The following is a 16,073-nucleotide window of genomic DNA, read 5'->3' on the forward strand; positions in this document are numbered from 1 at the left end:
GACCTGGGAGATGCGCCGGATCACAGCGCGCTCGGCTGATAGGTCTCGTTGTCGAGCACTGACTGGCTGGGGTCGTAGTCCAAGCCGCCCACCTCGTACATCGCGGTCATCCAGTGGTAGAAGTTGTCGCCGCGCTCGCGCAGCAGCCGGTAGAGGCGGGTCAGCAGGCGGGTGCGCAGCTCCTCGTTCTCCGCCAGCTCGTACACGTTCTGCAACTCGTGCGGATCGCGCTCGAGATCGTAGAGCTCGTTGATCGAATCCGGGTTGACCACCAGCTTGTAACGACGGGTGCGCAGCATGCGCTGCGGATACGGGAAGTGATGTCCGTGGAACTCGCACACGATGTCCTCCTGCCACGCAACCTCCTCACCCGCCACGAGCGGCAGCAGCGACCGTGAGTCGACGGCCGCGGAGGTGTCCAGTCCCGCAAGGTCCAGAATCGTCGCGGTGCAGTCGGTCAGGCTCACGAACTCGTCGCGGACCACCCCCTCGGGAGAGCCGGGAACACGGATGATCCCGGGAGTGCGATAGATGTCCTCATACATCGCCGGGCCCTTGTCGTGGAGGCGATGCGCCCCGGTGAACTCACCGTGATCGCAGGTGAAGAACACGGAGGTCTCCTCGGCCAGCCCGAGCCGTTCCAGAGCCGCGATCACGCGGCCGATCTCGTGATCGATCATGGCGACATAGCCGTGGTAGACGGCGATCAGCTTGCGCGACTCCGCCTCGCTCATGGTGTCGAAGCCCCAGTGCGCTGAGTAGTTCTGCTGCACGGGCGGCTTGCCGTGGAAGTTCTCCGTGGCCGACACCGGCAGCTCGACGGTCTCGGGATCGACCAGGTCGAAGTACTCGTCCGGCACGATGTACGGCAGATGAGGACCGAAGAAGTGCAGGGCGAGGAAGAAGGGCCGTTCTCCGGTGCGGAACTCCTCCGCGTACCGCTCGATCATCTGAATGGCACGCGTGGCGAGATAGTGCTCGAACGTGGCCTCCAGCGGCTGCTGCAGGCGGGCCGCGAGGAGGTTTCCCGGCCCCCCGTTGGGTAGCACCCCGCGGATGCGGTCGGTGATGCGGTAGGGCGGCAGGCTCTCCTCAGCGAGATAGGCGAGGTAGTCGGGATGCTCGACATCGTTGTGCCAGCCGTCGATCGGAATGCCCTCGAACCCGTAGTCGCTTGCCCGGCGTTCGGTGCCGGCGTGCCACTTGCCGAGCAGCCCCACGTTGTAGCCCGCACCGCGCAGTTGCTCGGAGAAGGTGAACGTGTGATCGGGGAGGTCTTCGATGTACCCGACGTTGCGCTCATGGTTGGCGAGCACCTTGTGGCGGAACGGTGCCTGTCCGGTGAGCAGGCTCGCCCGTGAGGGCGTGCAGATCGCGGTGGGGGTGTACCAGCTGTCGAACCGGGCCCCCGTAGCGGCCAGACGATCCAGCGCCGGGGTGGGGACACGCTGGGCGCCGTACGCACCCAGCGTGTCCACCCGGTGCTGATCCGTCATCAGGAACAGCATGTTGCGAGGTGTCGTGCTCACTTGCTCGCGCCCGTGAAGAGTGCGGAGTCGTAGTACGCCGACGGCTCCAGCGCCGTGGCGTCGAGCTTTCCGGAGTCGGTGAAGTAGCCGTTCATCGCGGTGAGCCAGGTGTCGACGGTGCCGTCCGTGCTCAGTGTCTCGAGTTCTTCGGTGGACATGAGCTTCACGTTCGCTGCATCGGCCTTCACGGTCTCGACGTCGAGGGCCAGGAACTTCGCGACGAGCTCGATGGTTTCATCCGTGTGTTCGTGGCGCCATTGGTTGGCCTCCTTCAACGCGGCAACCACGCGCTGCGCCATCTCGGGGTTCTTCTCGATCACGTCGGGGCCGGCGACGAACGACGACGGGAAGGCCATCTGGTCCTCGAAGTCCGAGTTCTGGGCCAGCTCGACGAGGTCCGGCACCTGCTTCTTCAGCGTTCCGATCGCCGGGTACCAGAGGCCGGCGGCATCCACCTGCCCCGAGCCGAAGGCGGTGACCACGGCGGCCGGGTCCATGGGAATGACGGTGATGTCTGCCTTGGTCATCCCCGCCTCCTTCAGGGCGAGGGTGAGGATCATGTCGCCGGAGGTCCCTTCCGGCACCGCGACGTTCTTGCCTTTCAGATCCTCGATCTTCGTGATACCGGGCTGGGCGATCACGCGATCGGCCTGCCCCAGCGAGTTGATCATGACCATGGTGGCCTTGCCGGAGGCGGGCAACCAGACGGCGCCCGGACCGATGTAACCGAAGTCGAGGTCGCCGGTGCCCATGGCCTGGATCTGCAGCGGCCCGTTGGTGAACACCACCGGGTTCACCGCGAGTCCGTGCTCAGCCCAGATGCCCTGGTCCTCGGCGACGGCGAGGAGGCTGGTGCCGTTGAAGTCGCCGATGTAGCCGAAGTTGACGTCGATCGTCTCGCGCGGGGCATCCGCCGATCCGCTGCCGCCGGCGGGCGCGGGGGCGTCGGTGCCGCCCGTGCATCCGGTGGCGACGAGGGCGACCGATGCGGCGAGCGCGAGCGCGCCGAGGAGCCTGTTCGTGATTCGCATGATCTCTCTTCCGATCAGACCGCGGGGGCGGTCGGGTTCTGGTGGTAGACGGCTCGCCACACGCGGTTGCGCAGCTCGGCGAACTCGGGGCTGAGACGAACGGACTCGTCTCGGGGGTAGGGGAGATCGACGTCGATCACCTCATGGATGCGCCCGGGACGTGCCGCCATCACGACCACACGATTGGCGAGGATGACGGCCTCGTCCACGTCGTGCGTGATGAACATCACGGTGCGCTTGTCCTGGCTCCAGGTGTCCAGCAGCTGCTCCTGCAGCCGGACTCGAGTGAGGGCGTCGAGAGCGCCGAACGGCTCGTCCATCAGCAGCAGCGACGGGTTCACGGCATAGGCGCGCGCGATGGCGCAGCGCTGCTTCATCCCGCCGGAGAGCATCTTCGGCAGTGCGTCGGCGAACTGCTCCAGGCCGACGAGACGGATGTAGTGCTCGGCGCGCTCGCGGCGCTGCGCCGCCGGGACCTTGGCGACACGGAGCCCGAACTCGACGTTCTTGCGCACCGTCAGCCAGGGAAACAGTGCGTACTGCTGGAAGATCATCCCGCGGTCCGGTCCGGGACCGCGTACCGGGATGCCGTCGACGAACGCGCCACCACCGGAGGGCGTCTCCAGCCCGGCGAGGATGTTCATGAGCGTGGACTTTCCGCAGCCGGACGGGCCGACCACGGTGATGAACTCGTTGTCGCCGACGTCCAGGGAGACGTGATCCAGAGCGATGAAGTCCTTGTCCTTCAACGGATAGACGCGGCTGACGTCCTGGACGCTGATCTTGGGGGTGTTGTCGGTCATATCAGCGGCGCTCCTGCCACGAGGTGAGCTTCTTCTCGGTGGCGAGCAGCAGACGGTCCATGACCAGGCCGAGCACGCCGATGATGATGATCCCGACGAAGATCGACGGGAGATCGTAGAACAGCTGTCCCTGCTGCATGCGGTAGCCGAGTCCGACGGACGCGCCCAGGAGCTCGGCCGCCACGAGCGTGGCCCAGGCGGAGCCGAGGCCCACCCGCATGCCGACGAGGATGAAGGGCACCGATGCCGGGATGACCACACGCAGGAAGATGGTCCCGTCCTTCGCTCCCAGCACGCGAGCCGCGTTGATGAGCGTGCGATCGACGCTCACGACGCCCTGGAACGTGGAGATCACGCATCCCAGGAATGAGGCGAGGAAGATGACGAAGATCTTCGGGACCTCACCGATGCCGAGGAGCACGATCACCAGGGGCAGCAGCGCCAGCGGTGGAATGGTGCGGAAGAACTGGATCCACGGCTCCATCAGCCCGCGCGCGATGGGGTACCAGCCCATGAGGAAGCCGACCGGGATGGCGACGATCGAACCGAGCAGGAAGCCGCTCAGCACACGCATGAGCGACATGCCGACGTCCTTGTACAGGGCGCCGTTGTCCGCGAGGGCGACGGCCTTGGCCGCCACCTCGGGCGGCGTGGGCAGCTGGAACCCGGCGAGGGCGAGTAGCCACCAGATCGCGATGCCGCCGATCACCGACACCGAACCGAGGATCAGCGACCGGGCCGACATCGAGCGCGAACGCACGCGGCGTCGGGAGCGGGTGGCGATGGATCGCGTCGACTCCAGCGCGGTCATCGCGGCGCTCCGGTACGGGCAGGGACGGTGCAGGTCATATCGCGCTCCTTCGCGCTCGGGGTGACAGGGGACGGTCGTCGTCGCGGGACGGCTGCGCCGGATAGGCCGCGAGCAGCGGGGACTGGTGGAACAGAGCGAGCACGGCGCCGAGCGCGCCGTCCTCGTCGCCGCCATGAGCGGCCCGGATCTCGGGGCTCGATTCGATCACCGGGAACAGCTCGAAGTGCAGCGTGTCGGCGGCCGCGCGCAGCAGGGTGGGAGATGCCGCCACGATGTCGCCGCCGATGATGATCTGCGCGGGGTTGAGGGCGATAGCGGGTCCGGCGAGGGCGCGGCCCACCGCGGCACCGGCGCTTCGCAGCACCTCGTCGACCACGGGATCCCGCCGCTCGATGTAGGGCAGGAGCTCACCAAGCGAGGCGACATCGCGACCGCGCTCGCGGCACGCCGCCAGGATCGCGGGCAGGCTCGCCACGGATTCCATGCAGCCGTGCTTGCCACATCGGCAGGACGGGCCGCCGTCCACGACGCGGACGTGTCCCACCTCTCCGGCCAGCCCCGCGGAGCCCGTCACCAGGCGGCCGCCGACGATCACGCCGCCGCCGACGCCCTCACTGAGACGAACGTAGATGATGTCCTGACCTTCGCCCGGTGCCCAGGTGGCCTCGGCCAGGGCAGCGAAGCGGGTGTTGTTGTCGATCAGCAGCGGCACGGCGTACCGGTCGGCAAAGGCGCGTCGGACCTCTTCTCCGGCGGGAGAGCGTCCCCATCCGGCCGGGGCATCCAGCCCCTGCTGCGCGACGGGGCCGGGGACGCCGATACCGATGGCCTGGAGGTTGCCGAGATGCAGATCGGCGTCGGCGAGGACCCGGTCCACCAGGGCGAATGCGACCTCGACACGTTCATCCCATGCGGTGCTGTCGAACGAGGCGGTCCCCGACCCGACCAGTTCGTGCGAGGCGTCCGCGATCACCACCTGCACGCGGCGATGGGTGAACTCCACTCCGATGAACTGACCGGCGCGCGGATCCAGTGCGAGGCGTTCCGCCGGGCGCCCACTGCCGTGCCGACCCGCGGCGTCCGTGTCGACGACCACCACGGCCCGCCGCGACAGCAGTGCCGCCGCGACACCGGACATCGTGGTGCGCGACAGGCCGAGGGCGTCGGCGAGCTCGCCGCGGGTCAGGGCTCCCTGCGCGCGCAGCAGCTGCATCGCACGTTCCTCGTGCGTGGCTGCGGTGATCGGATGCACTCCATTGGGCTGTGGCACAGGGCCACGCTAGGCAGGCGGAATTTTTCCGTCAATGGACCGATAAAAAGATTCTCAACTTCCTCCGAAATGCGGTCGAATCGGGTCCTCCGCCCGCGGGACGTCGCGACTGGCGAGAGGGTGCTCGTGGGTCGCGTAGCGTTGTGTGGTGACATCCTCCGCCCGTCCCCGACTTCCGCTCTGGCTGGCGATCGCCGGTGCCGTGTTCATCGGAGCCCTGACAGCCGTTCAGGCCCGGGTGAACGGACTGCTCGGTGCCCGGCTGGAGGACGGCTTCGTCGCTGCGGCCATCTCGTTCGGCTCGGGGCTGGTCCTGATGATCGTGATCTCGCTGAGCCTGCCGGAGGGGCGTCGCGGCTTCCGTGCCCTGAGGAGCGGCCTTCGCGACCGGACGGTTCCGCGGTGGATGGTGCTGGGTGGTCTCGCCGGTGCCCTGACGGTGACGACGCAGGGCCTGACGGCGGCGATCATCGGCGTCTCGCTGTTCACCGTCGGAGTGATCGCGGGGCAGGCGTTGTGCGGACTGCTGATCGATCGCGTCGGTTTCGGCCCCGCAGGCGTGGTTGCGCTCAGCCTCGGACGCATCGGGGGCGCCGCGCTGGCGCTCGCGGCCGTGGCGGTCTCCCTCGGAGGTGACGCTCTGATGCGGGTGCCGTGGTGGATGCTCGTGATGCCGTTCGCGGCCGGTGTCGGTATCGCGTGGCAGCAGGCCGTCAACGGACGGCTGCGCGCGCAGGTGGGAACGCCGCTGACGGCTACGCTCGTGAACTTCATCGGTGGCACAGCCGTGCTGCTGCTGGCGGCCATCATCGCGGTCCTGGTGATGGGGCCCACCCAGCCCTGGCCCACCGATCCCTGGCTGTACCTCGGCGGCACGATGGGCGTGATCTACATCTTCCTCAGCGCCGCGATCGTCGCCCGCACCGGGGTGCTGCTGCTCGGACTCGGCAGCGTCGTCGGCCAGATCCTGACCTCGGTCGTCATCGACCTGCTCTGGCCGGTGCCCGGGGCGGGTTCCGTGTGGCAGGCGGCCACGATGGTGGTCCTGGCACTGTCATCCGTCATCGTGGCCGCCGTGCCGTGGGGCCGTCGCGCGCGCCGCTGAGACGCGCGCGACAAGGTCACTTCCTCGACTTCTTCTTTTTCTTCTTTTTCTTGGTGCACTTCTTCTCGGGCTTCACGGCTTTCGCGATGGCCGAGCCGGACCCGGTGGGCATCGAGGAGAAGAAGGTGGCGGCGTCGATCGGGCGACGTGTCCGCAGCCGCTCGTCGGGCTTGCCGCCGACGTAGAGCCAGCCGAGCAGCTTCTCGCCCGAGTGCAGTCCGTGTGCCTTGGCCACTGCCCGCGATCGCGTGTACCCACCGGTGCGCCAGATGACTCCCCAGCCGGCTTCGTCCAGCAGCAGGCTGAGCATGTGTGCGACGCCCGAGGCCACGGCCTCCTGCTCCCATGCCGGAACCTTGCCGCTCGGCTTCTCGGAGAAGACCACGGCGATCAGCAGGGGAGCCCGCAGCGGCTTGGTGGAGACGCCGTCGTGCCCCTCCGCCTTGTGGATCGCACGGCCGAGACGTACCCGGTCCTCACCGCGCAGCTCGATGAGCCGCCACGGCTGCAGACTGGAGTGATCGGCCACGCGGCCCGCCGCCTCGATCAGGCGAACCAGTTCCGCGCGATCGGGCGCGGCGTCGGTCACCTTGGAGGCGGAGCGGCGGCGCAGTGCTGCCTCGTACGCGCTCACTCGGCTTCCGGCGTGAACGACAGTGCGAGCGAGTTCATGCAGTAGCGGTCGCCCGTGGGGGTGCCAAAGCCGTCCGGGAAGACGTGTCCGAGGTGCGAGCCGCAGGATGCGCACCGCACCTCCGTGCGTACCATTCCCAGCGACGTGTCCTCGATCAGCTCCACGGCTTCGGGCCGAACCGACTCGTAGAAGCTCGGCCAGCCGCAGCCGGAGTCGAACTTGGTCCCGCTCTGGAACAGCTCCGCGCCACAGGCTCCACAGGTGTAGAGACCCGCGCGGTGCTCATCCAGCAGCTCGCCCGTCCAGGCGCGCTCCGTCGCGGCTTCGCGGAGCACCGCGAAGCGAGCCGGATCCAGCTGCTCGCGCCACTCCTGCTGGGACTTGTTCACGGTGTACGACGCGTTGTTCTCGCTGTGCGACATGTGTCCTCCTGGTTTCTCTCCATTCAACACCGCTGGCCGGCCGCCTGTTCCGCGTGGACCTGTGTGCTGGGAGAGAATGAGCGTGTGACCGTCTCGGACGTGCAGGAGCGCTATGCCAGGTTCGCGCGGGAAGAAGCACCCGGGCGCAGCGAGGTGTACGAACGGTGGGCTCGTGCCGTGGCGCAGGATTCGGCCTCGGCCGCGGTGATCGCCACGCTGCCGGAGCAACGTCGCCAGCCCCCGCTCGTGTTCGCCCTCGCGCGCGTCCTGGGAGCGGGCGAGAGCACTCACGAGCTCACCGCGGTGCTGCGGACGCAGGGCGCGCGGCTGCGAGAGCTCGCAATGCGCCGATCGGTGCAGACCAACGAACCGCTGCGCTGCGCGGCGCTGCTGCCCGCGCTCTCGCGGATCACAGAGCCGATCGCGCTCCTGGAGCTGGGCGCGGCCGCCGGACTCTGCCTCTACCCGGATCGATACGCCTACCGATTCGCCGCGTCGGAGGGCGCGATCACGGTGGGGGAGGCGTCGAGCGCCGTCGTTCTGGAGAGCCACTGGCGCTCGGATGGCCCGGTTCCCGCCGTCCTCCCCGCCATCGGCTGGCGCGCCGGGGTCGATCGGGACCCGCTGGATGCCCGCAACACGGATGATCGGGACTGGCTCACCGCGCTGGTGTGGCCGGGAGAGGCCGGGCGAGCGGAACGGATCGAGGCGGCGCTCGACGTCGTCGCCGCCGATCCACCCGCGCTGTGGCCGGGTGATCTGGCGACGGACGGCGCGGCGGTGATCGCGGCCCTCCTCGCTGAGGTGCCGGGGGAGCTGACGCCGGTGATCTCCACGCCCGGGATTCTGCCCTTCCTGCCCCGCGCCGCGCGTGCCGAGCTGATCGGCGCGATCCGATCGAGCGGTGCCCGGTGGATCACGATGGACGCCCCGGGGCTGCACGACGGATGGACCGCGCCCGTTCCCGATCTCGCCGAAGGCTTTGCTCTGGCCCTCGACGGTGAGGTGATCGCGGCCGTCGACCCACTCGGCCGCTGGGTACGCATGCTGGACTGAGTGTCGGTGGCCCGCCGTAGCGTTGCCGTCATGAACGCCACCATCCTCACCTCACGAGACATCGCCATCCTCGACCTCGAGTCGCGCTTCCCGATGCACTCGGCGCGCAAGGAGGAGGAGATCGTCACGGTTCTCGACCTGTCGGCCGTGCGCTACTACCAGATCCTGGGCCGGCTTCTGGATTCCCCGGCCGCGCTGGCACACGATCCGCTTCTCGTGCGGCGATTGCGCCGCCTTCGTGATGCGGATCGTGCGCGCCGCACGCCGCAGCGCCCGCCGGTACGCGCGGCGATCGCCTGATGCCGGTCCGGCGCTTCCTGCACGTGGCTCTCGGACACTCCCGGTAGCATCGTCGGGTGCCCACCAACACTCAGCCGCGCGACCGCTTCGACGACGTGCCTCGCGAACGTCACCGGGTGGGCGCGCATCGCGCCGAGAACCCCCGGATGCGTGCCGGGCTGATCGTCCTCTGGGCGGCCGTCGCCGCGGTGATCCTGTTCGCCGTGGGTGTCTTCCTGTCGCTGCTGTGGACGGATCGCATCTCCTTCGGCCCCGAGCCCTCCACGCCGGCCGCCGTCGAATCCACGGCTCCCGTCGGCGCTGTGGACACCAGTTACACGGTGTGGATCCTCAACGCCGGTCCGGACCCGGCGCAGACCGACCGTGCGAAGTCGCTCGCGGTCGGTGTCGGCTATGCCGAGGACGCCGTGGCGACCTCGGAAGCGGACCAGCAGGACTTCGCGACGTCCACCGTCTACTTCAGCGACGCGGCCGACGAGGGGCCGGCGCGAGCACTGGCGTCCGCGCTCGGTATCGCTCAGGTCGCGCAGAGCGACGCGTACAAGCCGATCGACGACTCGGCGGGCCGTCAGCTGACCGTGGTGCTGGGCGTGGACTTCGGCGCCGACGCCGGCTGACCCCGTCGAGCCGGCCCGGGGGAGGTCTCTGGGAAGGCGGTGTGCGTCGCTTGCACTCTCCTAGGTCGAGTGCCAGAATGAGGATTAGCACTCATCATCATCGAGTGCTAACGAAGATTCGCCTACGTCCGGGAGGGACGACACACACATGGCAAAGATGATCGCTTTCGACGAGGAGGCCCGTCGTGGCCTCGAGCGCGGCCTGAACATCCTGGCCGACGCCGTCAAGGTGACGCTCGGCCCGCGCGGTCGCAACGTCGTGCTCGAGAAGAAGTGGGGCGCCCCCACGATCACCAACGATGGTGTCTCCATCGCCAAGGAGATCGAGCTGGATGACCCGTACGAGAAGATCGGTGCGGAGCTCGTCAAGGAGGTCGCCAAGAAGACCGACGACGTCGCCGGTGACGGCACCACCACCGCCACGGTTCTGGCTCAGGCGCTCGTCCGCGAGGGTCTGCGCAACGTCGCGGCCGGCGCCGACCCCATCTCGCTCAAGAAGGGCATCGAGAAGGCTGTCGCTGCCATCATCGAGCAGCTGCACGCCAACGCGAAGCCGATCGAGTCCAAGGAGCAGATCGCTGCGACCGCGTCGATCTCCGCTGCTGACACCGCCATCGGCGAGCTGATCGCCGAGGCGATCGACAAGGTCGGCAAGGAGGGCGTTGTCACCGTCGAGGAGTCCAACACCTTCGGCACCGAGCTCGAGCTCACCGAGGGCATGCGCTTCGACAAGGGCTACCTGAACCCGTACTTCGTCACGGACCCGGAGCGCCAGGAGGCTGTCTTCGAGGACCCGTACATCCTCATCGCCAACCAGAAGATCGGCAACATCAAGGACCTGCTGCCGATCGTCGACAAGGTGATCCAGGACGGCAAGGAACTGGTCATCATCGCCGAGGACGTCGAGGGCGAGGCTCTCGCGACGCTCGTGCTGAACAAGATCCGCGGCATCTTCAAGTCGGTCGCCGTTAAGGCTCCGGGCTTCGGCGACCGTCGCAAGGCTCAGCTGCAGGACATCGCCATCCTCACCGGTGGACAGGTCATCACCGAGGAGGTCGGTCTCAAGCTCGAGAACGCCACGCTCGACCTGCTCGGCCGCGCTCGCAAGGTCATCGTCACCAAGGACGAGACCACCATCGTCGAGGGCGCCGGTGACTCGGCTCAGATCGAGGGTCGCGTCACGCAGATCCGTCGCGAGATCGAGAACACCGACTCCGACTACGACCGCGAGAAGCTGCAGGAGCGCCTGGCGAAGCTCGCCGGCGGTGTTGCTGTCATCAAGGCCGGCGCTGCCACCGAGGTGGAGCTCAAGGAGCGCAAGCACCGCATCGAGGACGCCGTCCGCAACGCGAAGGCCGCTGTCGAAGAGGGTGTCGTCCCCGGTGGTGGTGTCGCGCTGATCCAGGCCGGCAAGACCGCTTTCGAGGGGCTGTCGCTCGAGGGCGACGAGGCAACGGGTGCGAACATCGTGCGCGTCGCCATCGAGGCTCCGCTGAAGCAGATCGCCGTCAACGCGGGCCTCGAGGCCGGCGTCGTGGCGCACAAGGTCGCCGAGCTCCCCTCGGGCTCGGGCCTGAACGCTGCCACGGGTGAGTACGGTGACCTGTTCGCACAGGGAATCATCGACCCGACCAAGGTCACCCGTTCGGCTCTGCAGAACGCTGCGTCGATCGCTGCGCTGTTCCTCACCACCGAGGCAGTCGTCGCCGACAAGCCGGAGAAGGCCGCCGCTCCCGCGGGCGACCCGACCGGTGGCATGGACTTCTGATCCAGCACTTCTGAAAGCACGGGGCCTCGGCAACAGCCGGGGCCCCGTGCTTTTTCGCATGCAGGATCAGCGGAACATGCTGAGGGCAGCCTGCTCGGTGTCCGCGTAGTTCCGCGCCGCCGTGTCGAGGGCCTGATGGATCGAATCCAGCGAACGCTCGACGATCTGCTGCGTGCCCCGCCATTCCTCCACCGTGGCCTGGAAGGCGGCGGAGGCGCTGCCCGTCCAGGAATCGCGCAGCGCTGTGAGCGAGGCCGTGAGGCCCGCCACCTCCGCCCGGATCCGATCACTCGACGCACGCGCGGCACCTGTCGCGCTCATCACTGCTTCACTGTCAACCGAGAACACAGCCATGGTCCCGTTCCTTTCTCTCTGCCGACAACGGTAGGAACCGGCGGCTCGAGGCGGGCGGACGCACGCGTCGATGGGGACGAGGCGGGGAGAACGGGGCGCTGGGGAGGACGAGCGTCAGTTGCGCGACGGAGCGACCGGCGGCAGGGGATCGCCGTTCTCATCCAGGGCAAGACGCTCCAGCGGCTGCGTTTCGATGAGCAGATGCTCCTCGGGGGTGCGCTGACGCACCAGCGGGATGCTGACCCGGAAGGTCGCGCCGCCACCGGGGGTGTCCTCGACCGTGATGGCGCCGTGCAGGGCCTCCACGATGGATGCCACGATCGACAGACCCAGTCCGCTGCCCCCGGTCTCGCGCGTACGTGACGTGTCCGCGCGCCAGAAGCGTTCGAAGATCTGGCCCTTGAGCTCGTCCGGGATGCCGTCTCCGTGGTCGATCACGGCGATCCAGCCGAACTCGCGCGCGTCGTCCACGCCGACAGCGATCTCGATGGGGGAGTCGTCGGGCGTGTACCGGCGCGCATTGCCGACCAGGTTCGTGACCACCTGACGGATCTTGTCCTCCTGGCCGAGCACGATGGGCTCCGCGTCGGGGATCACCGGGGCGGGGTAGGTGATGGCGGGAAGCGGCGCCACCTCGCCGGTGGGCGTCCGCTCGAGCTCGGTGCCGTCCGCGGCGCGGCGGCGCCCCAGGCGGCGACCGATCGTCGCGCCGACTTGCAGGATGGCGGTGGTCGTCGGGGTGCGCCGCTTCGACGTCTCGCCCGTGTCTGTGGGGAGGGGGACCGGTGGCGTGGCGTTCGCCTGCTGCGCGGTGGCATCGATGAACGTGCCGGTGCGCTCCGGTGCCGCCGCACGGATGTCCATCGCGGCGTCGCGGCCGACGGGGCGCAGATCCACAGCGGAGAACACCAGTTCGCGCCGCTCGTCGAGGCGCGCCAGGGCGAGGAGATCCTCCACGAGGGTGCCCATGCGGATCGCCTCCTTCTCGATGCGATCCATGGCTGCTGCCGTGTCTTCTTCGCCGCGGATCGCTCCCATGCGGTACAGCTCCGCATAGCCGCGTACCGTGACGAGAGGCGTCCGCAATTCATGGCTGGCGTCACCCACGAACCGGCGCATCTGCTTGACCGTCGTATCCCGCTGCGCGATGGCCGCATCGAGCCGGCCGAGCATCGTGTTGATAGCCAGCTTCAGCCGGCCCACCTCGGTGTGCGGCTCCGCTCCGGGCATGCGCTGGCTGAAGTTTCCCGCGGCGATCGCCATCGCCGTGGTCTCCACCTGACCGAGCCTGCGGAACGCGAGCGTGACGATCCACCGCGTCGCCAGCGCGGCCACGACGACCGTGATCGCGGCGAGCACCAGGAAGATCGAGAGGTAGGTTCCGATCGACGCGTCGACCTGGTTCGTGGGCAGCGCGACCACGAGCGTGATCATGGTCTGAGCATCACCCACGGTGATGGTGACGTTGCTCATCAGGGCACGGAACGCGTGCGCCTGCCCGTCGTCGCTGGAGAGGTCCACCGGACTGCCGGTCTGGTTGAGCGATTGGTCGAGCGTGATCGAATCCCAGTAGGCCGGTTGCAGTTCGCCCTCGGGCCCGCCGCTGGCGTAGCGGGTGCCGTCGGGGCCGTAGATCACGACGTACGGCGGATTGGCGACCGCCATCGAGGCCTTGGGGCTGACCTGCAGTCGCGAACCGTCCGTCGACACGTCGAACAGCTGGTCGACCAGTTCATTACTGGACCACTGCCGCAGCTGCTCGTCGATCTGGGTGACGAAGGCGGATCGCAGCAGCGGCACCGATCCCAGGCCTGCCGAGAGCAGGCCGATGGCCAGAATGGTGACCGTGACACCGGTGATCTTGGCGCGCAGGCTGATCCCGCGCCACCACCGGGTCAGGGCGTCGTCGTGTTCTTCCAGGAGGTGTCCGTCACTTGGCGGTCTTCAGCATGTAGCCGAAGCCGCGCTTGGTCTGGATGAGCGACTCCTCGGTGTGAGGGTCGATCTTGCGTCGCAGGTAGGAGATGTAGCTCTCCACGATTCCGGCATCGCCGTTGAAGTCGTACTCCCACACGTGGTCGAGGATCTGCGCCTTGCTGAGCACACGGTTGGGGTTGAGCATCAGGTAGCGCAGCAGCTTGAACTCGGTGGGGCTGAGGTCGATGGCGGCGTCGCCGACGAAGACGTCGTGCGTGTCCTGGTCCATCGTCAGCTCGCCGGCCCGGATCACCGACTCCTCATCGGCCTGCATGGTGCGGCGGAGGATGGCCTGGATGCGCGCGACGATCTCATCGAGCGCGAACGGCTTGGTGACGTAGTCGTCGCCGCCCGCGTTCAGGCCGGCGATCTTGTCCTCGGTGTCGTCCTTGGCGGTCAGGAACAGGATGGGCGCCGTGTAGCCGGCCTCACGCAGCCGCTTCGTGACGCTGAATCCGTTCATGTCCGGAAGCATCACGTCCAGGACGATCAGGTCGGGCTCTTCTTCCAGAACGGCGGAGATCGTCTGCGCGCCGTTGGAGACCGAACGGGTCTGGAAACCCGCGAAGCGCAGACCTGTGGTCAGCAGGTCGCGGATGTTCGGTTCGTCGTCCACGATGAGGATGCGCGGTGCTGTCATGCCCCCCATTATGTCCACCCGCGCCTATGAATCGGCAGTGGAGCGCGGGAAATCGCTCACGCCGAGGGTGAAAGACAGTGTGCACACAGCACACGGCCAGCCGAGTGTCAGGCGGGCGTCAGCGAATCCGCATCCAGGATGGTGTAGCTGTAGCCCTGTTCCGCCAGGAAGCGCTGTCGGTTCTGCGCGAAGTCCTGATCGACGGTGTCGCGGGCGATGAGCGTGTAGAAACTCGCCGTGGCGTCGGTCGATTTCGGACGGAGCAGACGCCCGAGGCGCTGTGCCTCCTCCTGGCGGGAGCCGAACGAGCCCGACACCTGGATGGCGACGGATGCGTCGGGCAGATCGATCGAGAAGTTGGCCACCTTGGACACCACCAGCACCGAGATCTCTCCGGTGCGGAAGGCGTTGAAGAGCTTCTCCCGCTCGTCGACGGGCGTCGCCCCGGTGATCTGCGGAGCATCGAGCGCCTGCGCGAGGGTGTCGATCTGATCCAGGTACTGCCCGATGACGAGGATCTGCTCACCGGCGTGCTTGGCGACGAGGTCCTTCACGGTGCGGATCTTCGCCGGGGCGGTCGCCGCCATGCGGTACCGCTCGTCGTCTGCCGCTGCGGCGTACTCCAGCCGATCATCATCCGGAAGGTCCACGCGCACCTCGTAACAGGCGGCGGGGGCGATGAACCCCTGCGCTTCGATCTCCTTCCAGGGGGCGTCGAAGCGCTTCGGCCCGATGAGGCTGAACACGTCGCCCTCGCGCCCGTCTTCGCGCACCAGCGTGGCGGTGAGGCCCAGCCGACGGCGCGCCTGCAGGTCGGCGGTCAGCTTGAACACCGGCGCCGGCAGCAGATGCACCTCGTCATAGACGATGAGTCCCCAGTCGAGGGCGTCGAGAAGGGCGAGGTGCGCGTAGTCGCCCTTCCGCTTGGCGGTGAGGATCTGATAGGTGGCGATGGTGACCGGCTTGACCTCCTTGGTCTGGCCGGAGTACTCGCCGATCTCCTCGGGCGTGAGGGTGGTGCGCTTGAGCAGCTCGTCGCGCCACTGGCGCGCGCTGACCGTGTTGGTCACGAGGATCAGCGTGTTGGTCTGGGTCGCGCTCATCGCCCCAGCGCCGACCAGGGTCTTTCCCGCGCCACAGGGGAGGACCACCACTCCGGAGCCGCCCTCGGAGAACGTGTCGACGGCCTGGCGCTGGTACGGGCGCAACTCCCAGCCGTCCTCCACGAGGCCGATCGGATGCGGAGTGCCCGGCGTGTAGCCGGCGAAATCCTCCGCGGGCCAGCCGATCTTCAGCAGCTCCTGCTTGATCTGCCCGCGCGCCCAGGTGTCGATCACGTAGGTGTCGGGGGAGGGGTGGGAGATCAGCAGCGGCTGGATGCGCTTGTTGCGCGTCACCTCGGCGAGCACCGGCACATCGCCGGAACGCAGGATCAGCTGGCCTTCGTCGTCGCGCTCGATGACGAGCCGGCCGTAGCGGTTCACGGTCTCGCGGATGTCGACGGACACCGACGGCGGCACGGGGAAGCGCGAGTAGCGATCCAGAGTCGCCAGCATGTCCTCGGCGGAGTGGCCGGCGGCGCGTGCGTTCCAGAGCCCGAGACGGGTGATGCGGTAGGTGTGGATGTGCTCGGGAGCACGCTCCAGTTCGGCGAAGACCGCGAGGTCGTGGCGCGCGGATTCGGCGTTCGGGTGCGCCACCTCCAGGAGCACGGTGCGATCGCTCTGCACGATGAGGGGTCCGTCAGCCATAGCGA

16 protein-coding genes are annotated in these 16,073 nt (G+C 68.0%); 5 read left to right on the top strand and 11 right to left on the bottom strand.

Annotation, left to right across the window (positions count from 1 at the left end):
* Nucleotides 1-20: 20 nt before the first annotated feature.
* The 5 genes from LQ566_RS13185 to LQ566_RS13205 are packed head-to-tail and all read right to left on the bottom strand — an operon-like array spanning nucleotide 21 to nucleotide 5,444.
* On the bottom strand, nucleotides 21-1,529 hold the full coding sequence (locus LQ566_RS13185) for a sulfatase family protein (protein ID WP_231092183.1): 1,509 nt from the start codon (nucleotides 1,527-1,529) through the stop codon (nucleotides 21-23).
* Nucleotides 1,526-2,560, bottom strand: coding sequence for an aliphatic sulfonate ABC transporter substrate-binding protein (locus LQ566_RS13190; RefSeq protein ID WP_231092184.1), 1,035 nt, complete (start codon nucleotides 2,558-2,560; stop codon nucleotides 1,526-1,528). Before LQ566_RS13190 ends, LQ566_RS13185 begins: the two co-directional genes overlap by 4 nt.
* A gap of 14 nt (nucleotides 2,561-2,574) precedes the next feature.
* Nucleotides 2,575-3,363 (bottom strand): ABC transporter ATP-binding protein, encoded by a 789-nt coding sequence (locus LQ566_RS13195; protein WP_231092185.1) that lies wholly within the window; start codon nucleotides 3,361-3,363, stop codon nucleotides 2,575-2,577.
* 1 nt (nucleotide 3,364) lies between these two features.
* Complete coding sequence (locus LQ566_RS13200) at nucleotides 3,365-4,174, bottom strand: ABC transporter permease (protein ID WP_231092186.1); 810 nt, start codon at nucleotides 4,172-4,174, stop codon at nucleotides 3,365-3,367.
* A 34-nt stretch (nucleotides 4,175-4,208) separates the two neighbouring features.
* Nucleotides 4,209-5,444: an ROK family transcriptional regulator gene (locus LQ566_RS13205; protein WP_231092187.1), complete on the bottom strand. Its 1,236-nt coding sequence runs from the start codon at nucleotides 5,442-5,444 to the stop codon at nucleotides 4,209-4,211.
* Nucleotides 5,445-5,592: 148 nt separating this feature from the next.
* Between LQ566_RS13205 and LQ566_RS13210 the strand changes: the two genes are divergently transcribed.
* Nucleotides 5,593-6,549: a DMT family transporter gene (locus tag LQ566_RS13210; protein WP_231092188.1), complete on the top strand. Its 957-nt coding sequence runs from the start codon at nucleotides 5,593-5,595 to the stop codon at nucleotides 6,547-6,549.
* 16 nt (nucleotides 6,550-6,565) lie between these two features.
* Here the strand turns inward: LQ566_RS13210 and LQ566_RS13215 are convergent, their stop codons facing one another.
* Together LQ566_RS13215 and msrB are read right to left on the bottom strand one after the other, a co-directional pair.
* Nucleotides 6,566-7,183 carry a nitroreductase family protein gene (locus tag LQ566_RS13215; protein ID WP_231092189.1) on the bottom strand — a complete coding sequence of 206 codons (618 nt, stop codon included), beginning with the start codon at nucleotides 7,181-7,183 and terminating at the stop codon, nucleotides 6,566-6,568.
* Complete coding sequence (gene msrB, locus LQ566_RS13220) at nucleotides 7,180-7,605, bottom strand: peptide-methionine (R)-S-oxide reductase MsrB (RefSeq protein ID WP_231092190.1); 426 nt, start codon at nucleotides 7,603-7,605, stop codon at nucleotides 7,180-7,182. The genes LQ566_RS13215 and msrB overlap by 4 nt, the downstream gene beginning before the upstream one ends.
* 84 nt (nucleotides 7,606-7,689) lie before the next feature.
* Here msrB and LQ566_RS13225 point away from each other — a divergent pair, with 84 nt between their 5' ends.
* From LQ566_RS13225 to groL, 4 genes are all read left to right on the top strand, one after another.
* The gene (locus tag LQ566_RS13225; protein WP_231092191.1) at nucleotides 7,690-8,661 is read left to right on the top strand and encodes a DUF2332 domain-containing protein; all 972 of its coding nucleotides are present in this window, start codon (nucleotides 7,690-7,692) and stop codon (nucleotides 8,659-8,661) included.
* A 30-nt stretch (nucleotides 8,662-8,691) separates the two neighbouring features.
* On the top strand, nucleotides 8,692-8,961 hold the full coding sequence (locus tag LQ566_RS13230) for a DUF3263 domain-containing protein (protein WP_231092192.1): 270 nt from the start codon (nucleotides 8,692-8,694) through the stop codon (nucleotides 8,959-8,961).
* Nucleotides 8,962-9,017: 56 nt separating this feature from the next.
* Complete coding sequence (locus LQ566_RS13235) at nucleotides 9,018-9,578, top strand: LytR C-terminal domain-containing protein (protein ID WP_231092193.1); 561 nt, start codon at nucleotides 9,018-9,020, stop codon at nucleotides 9,576-9,578.
* A 148-nt stretch (nucleotides 9,579-9,726) separates the two neighbouring features.
* Nucleotides 9,727-11,346 carry a chaperonin GroEL gene (groL, locus tag LQ566_RS13240; RefSeq protein WP_231092194.1) on the top strand — a complete coding sequence of 540 codons (1,620 nt, stop codon included), beginning with the start codon at nucleotides 9,727-9,729 and terminating at the stop codon, nucleotides 11,344-11,346.
* A gap of 66 nt (nucleotides 11,347-11,412) precedes the next feature.
* Here groL and LQ566_RS13245 read toward each other — a convergent pair whose 3' ends face one another.
* The 4 genes from LQ566_RS13245 to LQ566_RS13260 form a co-directional block, all read right to left on the bottom strand.
* On the bottom strand, nucleotides 11,413-11,700 hold the full coding sequence (locus LQ566_RS13245; protein WP_231092195.1) for a WXG100 family type VII secretion target: 288 nt from the start codon (nucleotides 11,698-11,700) through the stop codon (nucleotides 11,413-11,415).
* 114 nt (nucleotides 11,701-11,814) lie between these two features.
* Nucleotides 11,815-13,500 carry a sensor histidine kinase gene (locus LQ566_RS13250; RefSeq protein WP_231092196.1) on the bottom strand — a complete coding sequence of 562 codons (1,686 nt, stop codon included), beginning with the start codon at nucleotides 13,498-13,500 and terminating at the stop codon, nucleotides 11,815-11,817.
* A gap of 130 nt (nucleotides 13,501-13,630) precedes the next feature.
* On the bottom strand, nucleotides 13,631-14,317 hold the full coding sequence (locus LQ566_RS13255) for a response regulator transcription factor (RefSeq protein WP_231092197.1): 687 nt from the start codon (nucleotides 14,315-14,317) through the stop codon (nucleotides 13,631-13,633).
* A 107-nt stretch (nucleotides 14,318-14,424) separates the two neighbouring features.
* Complete coding sequence (locus LQ566_RS13260; protein ID WP_231092198.1) at nucleotides 14,425-16,068, bottom strand: DNA repair helicase XPB; 1,644 nt, start codon at nucleotides 16,066-16,068, stop codon at nucleotides 14,425-14,427.
* Between the last annotated feature and the right edge of the window lie 5 nt (nucleotides 16,069-16,073).

Source organism: Microbacterium nymphoidis, from assembly GCF_021044885.1.
In the GTDB taxonomy this organism is placed as follows: Bacteria; Actinomycetota; Actinomycetes; order Actinomycetales; family Microbacteriaceae; genus Microbacterium; species Microbacterium nymphoidis.

Bases quoted from the DNA above. Each gene is read 5' to 3' on its own strand.
- LQ566_RS13190 (WP_231092184.1), bottom strand. From the start codon at position 2,560: ATGCGAATCACGAACAGGCTCCTCGGCGCGCTCGCGCTCGCCGCATCG.
- LQ566_RS13195 (WP_231092185.1), bottom strand. From the start codon at position 3,363: ATGACCGACAACACCCCCAAGATCAGCGTCCAGGACGTCAGCCGCGTC.
- LQ566_RS13200 (WP_231092186.1), bottom strand. From the start codon at position 4,174: ATGACCGCGCTGGAGTCGACGCGATCCATCGCCACCCGCTCCCGACGC.
- msrB (WP_231092190.1), bottom strand. From the start codon at position 7,605: ATGTCGCACAGCGAGAACAACGCGTCGTACACCGTGAACAAGTCCCAG.
- LQ566_RS13230 (WP_231092192.1), top strand. From the start codon at position 8,692: ATGAACGCCACCATCCTCACCTCACGAGACATCGCCATCCTCGACCTC.
- groL (WP_231092194.1), top strand. From the start codon at position 9,727: ATGGCAAAGATGATCGCTTTCGACGAGGAGGCCCGTCGTGGCCTCGAG.
- LQ566_RS13245 (WP_231092195.1), bottom strand. From the start codon at position 11,700: ATGGCTGTGTTCTCGGTTGACAGTGAAGCAGTGATGAGCGCGACAGGT.
- LQ566_RS13255 (WP_231092197.1), bottom strand. From the start codon at position 14,317: ATGACAGCACCGCGCATCCTCATCGTGGACGACGAACCGAACATCCGC.
- LQ566_RS13260 (WP_231092198.1), bottom strand. From the start codon at position 16,068: ATGGCTGACGGACCCCTCATCGTGCAGAGCGATCGCACCGTGCTCCTG.